Origin of the sequence: Pandoraea commovens (genome assembly GCF_024704525.1) — a bacterium.
GTDB lineage: Bacteria > Pseudomonadota > Gammaproteobacteria > Burkholderiales > Burkholderiaceae > Pandoraea > Pandoraea commovens.
On sequence record NZ_CP102780.1, the window covers coordinates 1084446 to 1097909 of the forward strand.

14 protein-coding genes are annotated in these 13464 nt (G+C 61.6%); all 14 read left to right on the forward strand.

Annotation, left to right across the window (positions count from 1 at the left end):
* Positions 1-35: 35 nt before the first annotated feature.
* The 14 genes from NTU39_RS05390 to NTU39_RS05455 all read left to right on the forward strand — a co-directional run bounded on the left by NTU39_RS05390 (position 36) and on the right by NTU39_RS05455 (position 13462).
* Positions 36-782 (forward strand): hypothetical protein, encoded by a 747-nt coding sequence (locus NTU39_RS05390; protein ID WP_257959389.1) that lies wholly within the window; start codon positions 36-38, stop codon positions 780-782.
* Between the two features lie 198 nt (positions 783-980).
* Complete coding sequence (locus tag NTU39_RS05395) at positions 981-1616, forward strand: hypothetical protein (protein ID WP_257959390.1); 636 nt, start codon at positions 981-983, stop codon at positions 1614-1616.
* Positions 1603-3591: a phage terminase large subunit family protein gene (locus tag NTU39_RS05400; RefSeq protein ID WP_257959391.1), complete on the forward strand. Its 1989-nt coding sequence runs from the start codon at positions 1603-1605 to the stop codon at positions 3589-3591. Before NTU39_RS05395 ends, NTU39_RS05400 begins: the two co-directional genes overlap by 14 nt.
* A gap of 23 nt (positions 3592-3614) precedes the next feature.
* A complete protein-coding gene (locus tag NTU39_RS05405; RefSeq protein ID WP_257959392.1) occupies positions 3615-3824 on the forward strand; it encodes a phage head-tail joining protein in 210 nt (69 codons plus the stop codon).
* A 1-nt stretch (position 3825) separates the two neighbouring features.
* Entirely contained in the window at positions 3826-5313 is a 1488-nt protein-coding gene (locus tag NTU39_RS05410; RefSeq protein WP_257959393.1) for a phage portal protein, read from the forward strand.
* A gap of 120 nt (positions 5314-5433) precedes the next feature.
* Entirely contained in the window at positions 5434-7434 is a 2001-nt protein-coding gene (locus NTU39_RS05415) for a prohead protease/major capsid protein fusion protein (RefSeq protein WP_257959394.1), read from the forward strand.
* Positions 7435-7514: 80 nt separating this feature from the next.
* Complete coding sequence (locus NTU39_RS05420) at positions 7515-7847, forward strand: DUF2190 family protein (protein ID WP_257959395.1); 333 nt, start codon at positions 7515-7517, stop codon at positions 7845-7847.
* A 2-nt stretch (positions 7848-7849) separates the two neighbouring features.
* A complete protein-coding gene (locus NTU39_RS05425) occupies positions 7850-8158 on the forward strand; it encodes a head-tail joining protein (RefSeq protein WP_257959396.1) in 309 nt (102 codons plus the stop codon).
* A gap of 59 nt (positions 8159-8217) precedes the next feature.
* Positions 8218-8586: a hypothetical protein gene (locus NTU39_RS05430; RefSeq protein ID WP_257959397.1), complete on the forward strand. Its 369-nt coding sequence runs from the start codon at positions 8218-8220 to the stop codon at positions 8584-8586.
* Between the two features lie 32 nt (positions 8587-8618).
* Complete coding sequence (locus NTU39_RS05435; protein WP_257959398.1) at positions 8619-9551, forward strand: phage tail tube protein; 933 nt, start codon at positions 8619-8621, stop codon at positions 9549-9551.
* A 64-nt stretch (positions 9552-9615) separates the two neighbouring features.
* Positions 9616-9942 carry a phage-derived protein YdaY family protein gene (locus NTU39_RS05440; RefSeq protein WP_257959399.1) on the forward strand — a complete coding sequence of 109 codons (327 nt, stop codon included), beginning with the start codon at positions 9616-9618 and terminating at the stop codon, positions 9940-9942.
* Complete coding sequence (locus NTU39_RS05445; protein WP_257959400.1) at positions 9906-10331, forward strand: DUF1799 domain-containing protein; 426 nt, start codon at positions 9906-9908, stop codon at positions 10329-10331. The genes NTU39_RS05440 and NTU39_RS05445 overlap by 37 nt, the downstream gene beginning before the upstream one ends.
* A 22-nt stretch (positions 10332-10353) precedes the next feature.
* Positions 10354-13119, forward strand: coding sequence for a phage tail length tape measure family protein (locus tag NTU39_RS05450; RefSeq protein ID WP_257959401.1), 2766 nt, complete (start codon positions 10354-10356; stop codon positions 13117-13119).
* Between the two features lie 4 nt (positions 13120-13123).
* Positions 13124-13462, forward strand: a complete 339-nt coding sequence (locus NTU39_RS05455) for a phage tail protein (RefSeq protein ID WP_257959402.1) — start codon at positions 13124-13126, stop codon at positions 13460-13462.
* Positions 13463-13464 lie beyond the last annotated feature (2 nt).

Genomic DNA, 13464 nt, shown 5'->3' on the forward strand with positions numbered 1-13464 from the left:
GCGGGCTTTTTGTTTTCCGCCGCCATTCGCCCGCCATGACCAGCAACGCATTTGTGACGAACGCTGACCAGATCGCTGCGTCGATGCGCGATCAGCTCGGGCGGCAATTCCCGTTCGCTGCGTCGATGGCGTTGAATCGGACGATCAATGCGGCAAAAGCCGTGTTGCTCTACCAGATGCGCACGGTGTTCGACCGGCCCACGCCGTACACGCTGAATGCGCTGCGCACTCAGCCTGCAACGAAACGGAATCTCGAAGCTCGAGTCTGGTTCAAGGACGACACGTACAAGGGCACACCGGCCACGAAGTACCTACCGCCTCAGGTGTATGGCGGCACGCGGTCACGCAAGCGCGTCGAGATGCGCTTGCAATACGCGGGGTTGATGTCGTCGGACCAGTTTGTTATGCCGGGGCAGGGCGCGCAGCTTGATGCGTACGGCAACGTTTCGCGCGGGCAGTATCAGCGCATCCTCTCGCAACTCAAGGCGTCCGCAGACACTTCGCAGAACGAGACGGCGAGATCCAGAAAGCGGCGACGCGGTAAGGCGATACCGGCTGCGCGCTACTTCGTGGCTCGACCTGGTGGGCATCTGAAGCCGGGGGTGTATGAGGCTCGACAGTTCGCGCACGGCTCGGCGATTCGGCCGATCTTGATCTTCGCGCGACAGCCGCATTACCAGATGCGCTTCCAGTTCTACGGATTGGTGCAAGAAGTCATCAACGAGACGTTGCCCGATGAGATGCGGGCGGCGGCGGCCTACGCGATAGCGACGGCGCGATAATGAAATGCTATTGAATTAGTTGTTCGATAGCATTCAACAAAAGCACGAGGCAGGGTCAAGGCATGCTTTGGCCGGGTCCTCCCGGGGCCTTGCCCGATGCGGGTAATTCGAACCACGTCGCGCGCGTTGTCGCCAAGTTTTTTCAGGGTAGTCACCGGGTAGTCAGGTAGTCACTTTCACACTTTCAGGGTCGTCGCCATGTCTGAGATGAGCCAACGCAAGTTCGCTCTGCACATGGGCGTCACGCTCCGCGCAGTGCAGAAAGCGATCGCATCGCGGCGCATCGCTCTCAACGAGAACGGAAAGATCGACTCGGACGTTGCGGCGGCGGCATGGCGGCGCAATACCGACGAAGGCCGTAAGTCGTTTTCCGATCTTTCCCGGCATAGCGACGTTCCGGCTGGCGCGATGCCAGCGGCCGACGATGACATCGACGCCGATCTCGACGATATGCCCACCTCGACAGGTGAGCCACCGCCACCGCCGCCGTCGTCGGCTGGCGCGAAAGAGGATGCGATCCAGCGCGAGTACCGCACCGCTCGAGCTGCGCGCGAAAAAACGCGGCACGAGCGCGAGCAACTCGAGCTCGATCAGATGCGAGGCAACCTCATCCCTGTGAGTGAGGCGCAGCGTCTGGCATTTACTGCGTTGCGCACGGTGCGTGACGCGATCATGAACATCTCAGTTCGGGTGATGGATGAGTTCGCGGCAGAGACCGAGCCGAGCCGTATCCAACTGCGGCTCGAGGAGGAACTCGCTAACGCTCTTCACTCGATCAATGCGGACGCCATTCTGAGCGAGTCCGAGGACGACGACAGCGATGGGGGCGACTGACAAGTTTTTGCGAACGCTGGTCGACGCGATCCAGCCGGACGAGCAAATCGGTATCGCAGCATGGGCGGCGAAGCACCGCATCCTGCCTCCCGACAGTCCAGAGCCGGGGCAGTGGCGAAACGAACGCACGCCGTACCTTGTCGGCATCATGGACGCGCTCTCCGGCATCGAGAGCCACGTTACGCGTTCCGCCCACGACGACGAGCGGCCATTCAGCAACCGTTTCGTAAAGCTGGTCGGGCTGCAAAAGGGCCACCAGTTGGGTGGGTCCGCGCTCGGCGAGAACTTCATCGGACGTTCGATCACGAGTGCGGCGGGCAACATCCTCGCCGTCTTCGCGACGAAGGATGACGCCGAGAAGTGGGAGATGGATCGCTTCGAGGCAATGCGGACATCAACGCCCGAGCTGCGCAAGCGCATCGGGCAGTCCAGCTCAAAGGACGCCAAAGCGACGAAGCTGCGTAAGCGTTTCCCTGGCGGCATGCTGAATCTTGTGAGCGCGACGCGTGCCGGACGACTCAAGTCGACAACGGTGCGCTATGTGTTGCTCGAGGAGATTGACGAATACGAGTTGAACGTTGACGGTCAGGGCAATCCGATTGATCTCGCTTTGAACCGGACAAGTAACTTTGGCCGCCGAGCAAAAATCTTTGCGAACAGCACGCCGACCATACTTGGACGCTCGCACATCGCGAAGCTCTATCAGCAGGGCGATCAGCGTCGTTACTTCATGCGCTGTCCGTGTTGTGGCCATCCGCAATACTTCGAATGGAAGCACATGCGGTGGGCTGACGACGATCCGGATTCGGTCGTCTATCACTGCCAGGGCGACGGCTGTGGCGTAGGTAGTCCCGAGCACCTCTGGAAGACGAGAGGGTTCGAGGGGGCGTATTGGATGCCGACCGCCTCCGGCGATGGCAAGACGGCGAGTTTCCACCTCAGTGCGCTCTACGCACCGATGGGCTGGCGGCCGTGGCCGGAGTTGGTCCGCGACTGGATTGCCGCGCAAAAAGACGTCGAGAAGCTCATCGCTTTCGTGAACAACGAGCTGGCGGAGTGCTGGCAGGATCGCAGCCGCGAGGTTGAGTGGGAGGTGGTCAAGCGGCGCGCGATTCCGTATGCGCTGCGAACGATACCGCTCGGCTGTTTGCTCTTGACGATGGCCGTCGACACGCAAAACGACCGACTCGAAGTCACCATCGATGGGTGGGGGCGCGGAATGGTCAACTGGACGATCGACCACGTCGTAATCCACGGCGATCCGGCCACACCGGGGCCGTGGGAGGAGCTGGACAAGCTGCGGGCGCAGGCGATCGAAAACTCGTTCGGCGTGCCCATGCGTGCCCAGGTCTGCGGCATCGACTCGGGTGGTAGCCGAACGCAAGACGTGTACGACTATTGCCGGTTGCGTCAGCACGAAGGTGTTTTCGCTCTCAAGGGGGCGAAAGAGCGGCACAAGCCGATCATCGGACGCCCGACGACGCAGGACGTAACGATCAAGGGCAAGACGTACAAGAACGGCGTGAAGCTGTGGCCGGTCGGAACGGACACGGCAAAGGACAGGATTTTCGGGGCATACATCGCGGACGCCGACGCAACGGACCAGGGCGCCTACCGCATGCGCTTTTCGACGGGGCTGTCCGACGAGTACTTCCAGCAGTTGGTGTCTGAAGCATACAACCCGTCAAAGGACCGATGGGACAAGCTGAGGCCACGTAACGAAGCACTCGACCTGAAGGTCTACAACCTCGCGTGTGCCTATCATCCGCGCGTGCGGCTCAATCTCATGACCGACGCTGATTGGACCGCGCTCGAGGCCATTGTCGAACCCAAGGTTCGGGACCTATTCGCGCCTGCGCTTGCCGTGGCGGATGCGGAAACGCCGTCGGCGTCGGCCGCGACGGAGCCAACGCAGGAACCCGCACTCGCCGATGGTGGTGATTGGCTGGGCGACATCGACAACTGGCTCAACTGACAAGGACGCATATGGCATTTTCGTTGAAACAATTGCAGGCGCTGGACGATGCGATTGCCTCGGGTGAACTTTCGGTCGCATATGACGGAAAGCGAATCGAGTACCGGTCAATCGACCAGTTGATCCAGGCCCGCAATCTCGTGCGCGACGGTCTTGTTGCGCAAGGGCTGCTGAACCCTCCCGCAATGACCAATCGCGGTCCCGGCTCGCTTACCGTTTTCTCGCGAGACTGATATGAGCGAAATCGACCAAACGGGCCGTGGAAACTGGCTTGATCGGACCATCGAGTACTTCGCCCCCGGGGTTGCTTTGCGGCGTGAGCATTCTCGCGTTGTTCTGGATATGCACCGGTCGTATGAGGCGGCCAAGGTAGGGAGGCGCACCGCTGGCTGGCACGCGGGAAGCGGTAGCGCCAACGTCGAGATCGGCCCGTCACTCGTTCGTGTGCGAAATCGCTGTCGCGAGATGGTGCGCAATAACGAGTACGCGGCAAAGACGATCGACGCGCTGGTCACCAACACGGTGGGCACCGGCTTCACCGCCTCGGCACCGGAGCAACAAGTCTGGGACGACTGGTGCGCCTACTGCGACGCTGACGGTCAGCTTGATTTCAACGGGCTGACCGAACTGGCGCAGCGCACCCGACGTGAAAGTGGTGAGGTGCTGATTCGATTCCGTCAGCGACTACCGGAGGATGGTTATGCAGTGCCGTTGCAAATCCAAGTCCTCGAGCCTGATCACTTGGATCACTCGCGGAACGGGCCGATCAACGGGGGTAACTTCGTCATCGCGGGCGTCGAGTTCAACTTGATTGGGCAGCGCGTTGCCTATTGGCTGTTCCCGCATCACCCTGGTGATGTGGCGAGCTTCCGAATCAACAGTCTCGAAAGCAAGCGCGTGCCCGCGTCGGAGATCCTTCACTACTATCGTAAGCGTCGGCCTTCGCAGGTGCGTGGCATGCCCGAGCTGGGCGTTTCGCTGCTGCGATTGCGTGATCTGGCCGATTACGAGCAGGCCGAGTTGGTGCGCAAGAAGATCGAGGCGTGTTTCGTTGCATTCGTCAGCACCGACAACGATCAGCAGGCGCTTGGCACGATGCGCAGCACCGACGGCGTTGACGCAGGCAAGCAACGGCAGGAGCGCGTCGCACCGGGGATGATCAAATACCTATCGAACGCTGAGTCTGTCGATTTTGGCTCTCCTGCTGCGAGTGGTGGCTATGGCGATTACACGACCACGCAGCTGTTTGCCGTGGCCGCAGGTGCTGGCGTTACGTACGAACAATTGACGGGGGACGGTTCGCGGGTGAACTACAGCGCAGGGCGATCGCTGCTCGTAGAGTTTCGCCAGGCGATCGCGGCCGAGCAGTGGCTCGCGTTCGTGCCGATGGTGCTCAATCCGATTGCGCAGCGCTTTCAGGTGACGGCCAAGCTTGCGGGTGCGCAGCGCGCAGCCGTGAACAAATTCACTTGGACCGCGCCGCGCCTGCCGTGGGTTGATCCGCTTAAGGATGCGATGGCAATCAAAGAGCTGGCGCGTGGTGGCTTCCAGTCAATCTCGGAGGCGATTCGTGAGCGCGGCGACGACCCGGACAAGGTCTTTGCCGAGATCAAGGCCGAGAGGGAGAAGTTGCGCGCCCTCGGCATCGTTGTCGACTCAGATGCCGCTGTCAGCGAGCGCCTGTTAAGCCCGGAAGACGTTGCAAAGCTGCTCGATAAATAGAGCCGCATCCCTGATAACCAGCCCCGTTTGGCGAGAGCCTGCGGGGCTTTTTCATTTCCGACTATGACGACTCAAAACACTACTCCGCAAGTGCAGTCGGGGCAGCGATCGCAGCACGACATGCCGTTGCTAGGCCGTTCGGCATCTGTCGGCACGGTCAACGTCGAGGCGCGCTCGGTGGATCTCGTATGGACAACGGGGGCGCCGGTCAAGCGCTACGACTGGTGGCGCGAACGCTGGTATCTCGAGGAGCTGAGTCTCGATCCGGCGCACGTGCGCATGGGGCGCTTGCAATCCGGCGCTGCCAATTTGCTCAACACACACTCCAGTTGGAATCTCAGCAGCGTACTCGGCGTGATTACGAGCGCGGATATCGACGGCGGCGAGGGCGCCGCGACTGTGCGCTTTAGCCGCCGTCCGGACGTCGAGCCGTATTTCCAAGATGTCGCAGACGGCATCGTGCGTAGCGTTTCGGTCGGCTATGCGACGTATGCCATTGAGATGATCGCGCCGGAAACGGACGGTGGTCTCTGGACTTACCGAGCGGTCGACTGGGAGCCCTACGAACTTTCGATGGTGCCGATTCCGGCCGACGCGGGCGCCATGACACGTTCCGCAGACGGTCGAGCTGGCCCCGAGAAATCACAGCGCACGTTCGCGTGCGCATTTACCGAAGTTGTTCAACCGCTGGCAGCCGCTGGCACTCAATCACGGAAAGGAACCCATATGAATGGCGAAGAAACCACGAACTCGGCGGCTCAACCGCAGGCCGTATCGCCCTCGGCCGCGCCGACAGTGAACCAGCGTGCGCTTGACGAAGCACGTCAGGCGGGTGCCACGGCTGAGGCACAACGTCAGCAGGAGATCCGCGAAGCGGTTCGAATGGGCGGTCTCGATACCGCATTTGCTGACGGCCTGATCGCTCAGCGCGACATGACCGGCGCGAGCGCTGGCCTGGCGGTGTTGCGCGAAATGCATGCGCGCAGCGCGGCCAATCCGACTCGCACGGCGGCGCAAATCGAAACGCTGCGCGATGAAACCGAGCAGCGTCGCGCCGCAATGGCCGATGCGATCACGCTGCGCTCCGATCCGCGAGCGCAACTCGGTGCAGAGCGCATTGAGGCGGCGCGTCAGTATCGTGGCTTGCGCTTGATGGACATGGCGCGAGACTGCATCGAAGCGGCAGGCGGTAGCACGCGGGGCATGAGCCAACGCGAGGTGGCGCTCATGGCGCTCAATCTCGAGCGCGGCATGTCCGGCACCAGTGATTTCCCCGAGATCCTGGGTAACACGGTGAACCGCTCACTGCGTCAGGCGTACGACCTTCAGCCGCGCACCTTCACCGGCTGGTGCCGCCAGTCGACCGCACCGGACTTCAAGCAGATTGCGCGCACCCAGCTCTCCGAGTCGTCGGCGCTCAAGCAAGTGAAGGAAGGCGGCGAGTACAAGGTTGTCACGTTTGGCGAGTCGGCTGAAAAGTACTCCCTCGGCAAATACGGTGGCATCGTCTCGTTGACGTGGGAGACGTTGATTAACGACGACCTCGATGCCTTTAGCCGGATTCCGCTTGCGCTGGCAGCAGAGGCCGGTGCGCTGGAAAGCGACATCGTGTACGGCATCCTGCTCGGCGCGTCGAAGATGGCCGACGGCAAATCGCTGTTCGATGCCGCACACGGCAACCTCGCGGCGGCTGGTGCCGATATCGACGAGGTGGCGCTTTCGGCGGCTCGCGCAGCGATGCGCAAGCAAAAGGGTCTCAAGGGGCGTCAGCTGAACCTGTCGCCGAGCTTCCTGATTGTCGGCCCGGACAACGAGCTGGCGGCCAACAAGTACACGTCGACCAACTTCGTCGCGGCGTCGGCTGGAGCGATCAACCCGAGCTACAACACGACTCTCGATGTTGTGACCGAGGGCCGCATCGAGGGACTCGACTGGTTCATGTCGGCTGCGCCCGGACTGGTGGACACGATCGAATACGCATACCTCGAAGGCGAAGAGGGGATTTTCACCGAGCAGCGTAACGGCTTCGAGGTGGATGGCGTCCAGATCAAGGTGCGCCATGTTTTCGCCGCGAAGGCGATCGACTGGCGCGGTCTGTACAAGACGTCGGCCAAGCCGTAATCGCTCGGTCGTGTGGGAATCAAGGAGGCGGCCCTGTCGCCTTCTGTCCGCTCATTTTCGTTTTACCAAAGGAATCTCATATGCAAAACGCTATCCAGCGCGGCAGCACGTTGACCTTGGCGGTTGCCGCAGCAGTCGTTTCCGGGCAGGCCGTACTCATTGGCAAAATCTTTGCCGTTGCCGTTACCAACGTCGCTGCAGGTCAATCGGGCGAGTTCCAGCGCGAAGGCGTGTTCGAGCTGCCGGTGAACGCGCCCGATCAGGTCGCGCAGGGCGTGCCGCTGTATTGGGACGCCGACAACAAGCGCCTGACTATCACCGCGCAAGGCAATACGCGCGTGGGCGTTGCCACTGAAGCGAAGGCGGCCGGGGGCGCGACTGTGTCGCTGCTGATCGACGCTGTCATTTCCTAACCATGCCCCTCGATCCCTCTCGATTCTTCGAGGCGTTCGCGCGCCACGGCCTGCTCGATGAGGCCGTGGTGACGCCCAAAGGCAGCGATCAGCCGCTCGAGCCGGTGCAGGTCCGTTCCTGGCAACCCGACCAGCCGATTCTCGGCGGCAAGGTGATCGCTGCGTCGTATGGCATGGAGTATCAGACCGCAGACCTGCCTAACCTGGCGAAAGACGACAAGGTCGCCATTGGCGGGGTTGAGTACTCGGTAGCGCGCGTGCCGACGAAGATCGATAACGGCTTTTTCTCTCACGCTGACCTTAAGAAATGACAACCCGTCGTGAAACGTATGTTCAGGCGGTGCTCGCTGCCCTAAAGGCGTCGCCGGAAATGCAGCGCATCGTCAAGTCGTTCGAGCGGTCGGTGGCCGATGCGATCGATGGCGAGTTGCTGCCTGCGGTGGTGGTGCATCGCGGCGGGGATCTGCCCGAGGCGCTTGTCGGGTGCACGCATCGGCAGGCCGAGATCATGGTGTCGGTGCTGACGAACGACGTAGCCCCGGACGCGCTCGCCGACACCGTGCTCGAGGTTGCTCATCCGATCGTCATGGCCTGCTGCCTGAGCGATTCGCAGTTGACCGATGTGGAAGAGGGGCTGACTGAGCCTCCGATCTTCGACTTCGGAAACGGCGAGAACGCTGTGATCACCGTTCACTATTTCTTTAAGTACCGCACCGCGCCCGAAAGCCTCGTGGCATGAGCGTCGGCGCACCCGAACAGGAGTTACCTCATATGGCTAAGTCGTCGCGCAAAGTGCTGGTGCTGGCGAAGATTCAAGCGGCTGCGGGCGTACCGGCCGTGCCGACCGTCGCTGAGAACGCAATTCTCGTGCGGAATCCGAACCCCAACCCTGTGGTGACCGAAAGCGTCGACCGTGCGCTGTTGCGCCCGTACTTCGGCAATAGCGAGCAACTGCCCGGCCTGATTCACAGTGAGATCGATTTCGAGGTCGAGCTGGCGGGGTCTGGTACGCCTGGCGTCGCACCGGCATGGGGTCCGTTGCTGCGTGCGTGCGCGTTCGCTCAGACCGTCACGGCCGATGCCGACGTGAAGTATCACCCGATCACGGACAACCTCGAAAGCCTGACGCTGCATTACAACCTCGACGGCGTGCTGCACCAGCTCACGGACTGCGTGGGCACGGTGTCGTTCGATCTGACGGCGAAGAGCATCCCGATCATGAAATTCCATTTCATTGGGACGTATAACCCGGTCACGGATTCGCCGGTCCCGGGCGCCGTCGATTACTCGAAGTTCCTCACGCCGCGAGCGGTCAACAAGAGCAACACGCCGATGTGGTCGATGCACGGCTACACCGGCTGTCTGCAGGCACTGCAGGCCGACATGGCAAACCAGCTTGTCTATCGCGGTCTCGTTGGTTGCGAGGGGCCGCGGCTCACTGATCGTAAGCCGACCGGCTCGGCTGTATTCGAGCTGGGATCGGTGGCAGCGAAGAACTGGTGGACGACGGTGGAGGCGGGAACGGCCGCGCCTTTGAGCATCACGCACGGCGTCGACGCGGGCAACATCATCGTCATCGACGCGCCGAAGGTTCAACTGACGGGCCTGCAGTATTCGGATCAGGACGGCATCGCGATGCTGACCTCGGCCCTGACCATTAACCCGGACCAGGGTAACGACGAGTTCGTCATCACGGTCAAGTAAGCCGCCCACTCAATCAGCAAGTGCCCCGCCTCCGAGCGGGGCTTTTCATTTCAGGAGATGCAACATGCCGTTCATCGTCGCACTGTCGCCGACTTACAAGTTCCCCGTGAAATTCTCCGTGCCGGACGAGAACGGTGACGCTCAAGAACATGACTTCATGGCCGTGTTCAAGCGCTGCACCGTTGACGAGGCAACCGAGTACGGGAAGGGCACGACCGTGGATCTGGCTCGCCACGTCCTTGTCGATTGGGATGGTGTCTATGCGACCAAGGATGCGCCACTCGTATTTAGCGACGAGAACGTCGCCCGATTGCTCAGCATCCCGCAAGCGGCCGCCGGTGTGGCCCGTGCATTTTGGGCTTCGTTCCAAGAGGCCAGCGCAAAAAACTGATCGGCGCCGCGCGCTACTGGGCCGGGGAGCGAGACACGCTCGAGCATGTAGATGAAAGCCTGATCGAGTCGCTGCAAGCTTTCGGTGCCCCGGCCGACGTGATCCGTCAGGCACGCGCGATGCAGCCGCTGGACGTGTTCGAGGTATGGCCGGAGAACTGGCCGACGGTCGAGCTGTTCTGCGCGCTTGGCACGCAGTGGCGTACGGCCTGCCTGCAAAGTGGCTTTGCGTCGCTGGTCGTGCGCACCGGCATCGATTACGCCTGTGTAGAGCCGGTCATGCGAATGCTGGGCCAGTCTACCGACGCGGTGCGCGAGCGCTTTGCGGGGGTGCGGCTTATGGAGCGCGAGGCGCTGGACGTATTGAACGAAGACCTGCGGGACGCATGATTGCCCGCAACTGGAGTGGTGCATGGGCACGAACATCGGCGATCTCGAAGTCAAGCTGCGGCTGAATGACGGCGAGTACGGCCCGGCCATCGATCGAAATGCGAGCAAAACGTCGGCATTCGGCAAGAGCCTTGCCGATGACGTCGGCACAGCGAGCGACGTAGCTCGAAAGAAACTCAAGGAAGCCGGTGATCAGGGTGCCTCCGCGCTCGATCACCTCAATTTCAGCAGCGTCGCCGTGCGTCGTGAGCTGCTGGTGCTTGCGCACGAGGCGTCACAAGGGCAGTGGAAAAACTTCTTTGGCTCGTCTCTGGTGATGGCCGAGCGAATGGACGCCTTGTCGCTGATCTTCAGCGGCGTAGGCATTGCGCTTGGCGTCACCGTGGCCGCATTGGGGTTGTTCGGCGCGGCCGTGTACAAGGGCCATGCCGAGACGGTCAAGCTGAACAATGACCTGAAGGTCACCGGCAACTATGCGGGTGTGACGGCCGACTCGGTCGATTCGCTGGCGCGTAGTCTTGCCGCTATGCCTGACGGCAAGCTCTCGCAGTCGCGCGAGATCATGGCCAGCCTGATCGAGACGGGGCGTTTCACGAGTGACCAAATGCTGCTCGTTGGCAAGAACGTGCAGGCGCTCGAGAAGCTCACGGGCGGCAGCGTTGACGAGATCGTTAAGGATTTCGCCAAGATGCCCGAGGGCGTTGCCAAGTGGGCGGAAGAGCATAACCGTTGGATGCACTTTGTCAGCGCGGCGCAGTACGACTACATCCGCACGCTCGAAGAGCAGGGCCGAAAGGAAGAGGCGCAGCGGATTGTGTCCCAGGCGCTGTACGAGCATCTCGGCAAAGAAGCGCCGAAGCAACTCGGCTTTCTCGAGACGGCGTGGCGTGGGCTTGGAATCGCAGTCTCGGGCACGTGGGATGCGATGAAGGGAATTGGCCGCGCCGGGACCGATGGCGACGCGCTCGAGGCGCAGTATCGCAAGATGCAGGACTTGCAGGATCGGCGTGACCGAGTCGCCAAGCTTGGGCGCGATACCGGTCCTATCGATGCGGAGCTTGCAAAGGGCCGTGAGGAGTTGGCACGGCTCAATGCAAAGATCACAGCCGACAGCGACGCCGCTGCGAAGAAGTCCCGCGAGGCGCAGATTAACGAGGCCGGGATCGACGCCGACAAGCGCATTCGCAACATCCGGCTTGAGACCGACGAACGGGCGAAGCTCAATCACGAGCTGGAACTGTACCGGCGCGATGTCACGGCGTTGCAAAAGGCCGATGCGATCCGCAAGCCCGGCGATAAGGCGCTGGCGCCGGACGCGAAGCAGCAGGCGGCCGACGAGGCCGCGATTCGCAAGAAGTACAGCACGCAGGCGACTTCCGAGTTGAACAAGTCACTGCAGGCGCAGATTGCCGTGTACGACGGCTACGCCAAGCAGCGCGAACAGATGCAGGCGCAGGAAACGAAGGATCTCGATGCGCAGCGCAAGCTCGGGCTGATTTCGGAAATCGACTACATCAACCGGTCGCACGACGCCCAGGTGCAGTCGCTTCAGGATCAGCAGGTGCTCGCTGAAAAGGCTGCGCAAGTCGCAGGCGCAAAGGGGGCACTGGCGGAGCGCGAGAAGTATCTCGCACGTATGCGGGAGCTGGCGGAGAAGGAAGCGACGGTCAATCAGGATCGGGTCGCGCAACTTCGTCAGGCAGAGAAGGATTTCACCGACACGATCGAGCAATCGCGCGCGCTGATGCTCTCGCAGGCTGGCATCACCTTGCCGAAAGTGCAGCTCGACATGCGCAAGCAGGACACCGGGCTGCTGCAGAACGCGCTCGATCTGAATCGGCCGGACGACCTGGCTTTTATCGGCCAGACCGAGCGGCTGAAGACGATGTCGGCGCAGCTTGACGATTTGCTGCAGAAATCGAAGCAGGCGAAAGAAGACATCACGCTCAGCCAGCGCGAAGGGACCGAGGGCATCGTTAGCGGTTTCGAGAAGATGCGCGATGTGTCGGCGATGTCGACGGCCGGTTTGCAGGATCTGCTCGGCCAGATTGAGCAGTTCCGCGCGACGACAAGCGATCCCGAGATTCTGGCTGGTCTTGACCAGTTGAGAAACAAGGTGCGCACGTCGATGCTCGACTCGAACTCGTATCTGGCTGATTTTCGACAGATCGGTTCGAGCGCGTTTTCCGGCTTCGCATCCGACCTGTCTCGCTCGACCGAGTCCATTGGCGGTGCGTTCCGAAACATGTTCGCCAACATCGCCAGCTCGGCGTCGCAGCTATTCGCCAACAAGGCATTTACGGGCCTGTGGGACTACCTGTCCTCGGGGAGCAGCGGCGGAGGTGGTCTGTTTAGCGGTATCGGCGCTGGAATCTCGTCGCTGTTCGGTGGCATTGCCAGTGCGAAGGGAAACGTGTTTTCGGGCGGCAATGCCATTAGAGCTTTTGCGCTTGGCGGAGCATTCACCAACACGATCGCGACGCAGCCGACGATGGCGCCGATGGCGCTCTTCGGTGAGGCGGGACCTGAAGCCATCATGCCGCTCACACGCGACGGCAGCGGCCGCCTCGGCGTGCGAGCGCAGGGCGGAGCGGGGGGCGGCGATGTGATCTTCAACATCGATACGACCATCAACGCCGACGGGCAGGCATCAAGTAGCACGCGAAGCTCGGGCGGTGATGCCGATGCAAAGTCACTTGGCGACATGGTCAACGGGATGGTTCGTCAGGTGCTCGCAAAGGAAACGCAGGCGGGGGGCGTGATTTACAAATTTGTGAACCGGAGATAGCCGAATGGCATATGAAACGTTCGCTTATCCGTTTCAGGCTGAGCCGTCAGGGGCGATCACGTATCGCCTCTTGTCGGCCCAGTTCGGCGACGGCTATGAGCAGGTCGCCGAGGACGGCATCAACATCGAAAAGCAGTCGTGGCCGCTGACGTTCATCGGCTCGGCCGCCGAGATGCAGCCGATCCTGGAGTTCTTGCGGCGACATCGCGGGTATATCCGGTTCCTCTGGACACCGCCCGGATTCGAGCAAGCGCTGTTCAAAGCGCGGCAATTCAATTACATCCCTAACTCCGGTGGTAACGCGTCGATCACGGCCACCTTTGAACTGGCGCCAGCGCCCTAATG

Bases quoted from the DNA above. Each gene is read 5' to 3' on its own strand.
- NTU39_RS05410 (WP_257959393.1), top strand. From the start codon at position 3,826: ATGAGCGAAATCGACCAAACGGGCCGTGGAAACTGGCTTGATCGGACC.
- NTU39_RS05430 (WP_257959397.1), top strand. From the start codon at position 8,218: ATGCAGCGCATCGTCAAGTCGTTCGAGCGGTCGGTGGCCGATGCGATC.
- NTU39_RS05440 (WP_257959399.1), top strand. From the start codon at position 9,616: ATGCCGTTCATCGTCGCACTGTCGCCGACTTACAAGTTCCCCGTGAAA.
- NTU39_RS05455 (WP_257959402.1), top strand. From the start codon at position 13,124: ATGGCATATGAAACGTTCGCTTATCCGTTTCAGGCTGAGCCGTCAGGG.
- NTU39_RS05415 (WP_257959394.1), top strand. From the start codon at position 5,434: ATGCCGTTGCTAGGCCGTTCGGCATCTGTCGGCACGGTCAACGTCGAG.
- NTU39_RS05420 (WP_257959395.1), top strand. From the start codon at position 7,515: ATGCAAAACGCTATCCAGCGCGGCAGCACGTTGACCTTGGCGGTTGCC.
- NTU39_RS05425 (WP_257959396.1), top strand. From the start codon at position 7,850: ATGCCCCTCGATCCCTCTCGATTCTTCGAGGCGTTCGCGCGCCACGGC.
- NTU39_RS05435 (WP_257959398.1), top strand. From the start codon at position 8,619: ATGGCTAAGTCGTCGCGCAAAGTGCTGGTGCTGGCGAAGATTCAAGCG.
- NTU39_RS05395 (WP_257959390.1), top strand. From the start codon at position 981: ATGTCTGAGATGAGCCAACGCAAGTTCGCTCTGCACATGGGCGTCACG.
- NTU39_RS05390 (WP_257959389.1), top strand. From the start codon at position 36: ATGACCAGCAACGCATTTGTGACGAACGCTGACCAGATCGCTGCGTCG.
- NTU39_RS05400 (WP_257959391.1), top strand. From the start codon at position 1,603: ATGGGGGCGACTGACAAGTTTTTGCGAACGCTGGTCGACGCGATCCAG.
- NTU39_RS05450 (WP_257959401.1), top strand. From the start codon at position 10,354: ATGGGCACGAACATCGGCGATCTCGAAGTCAAGCTGCGGCTGAATGAC.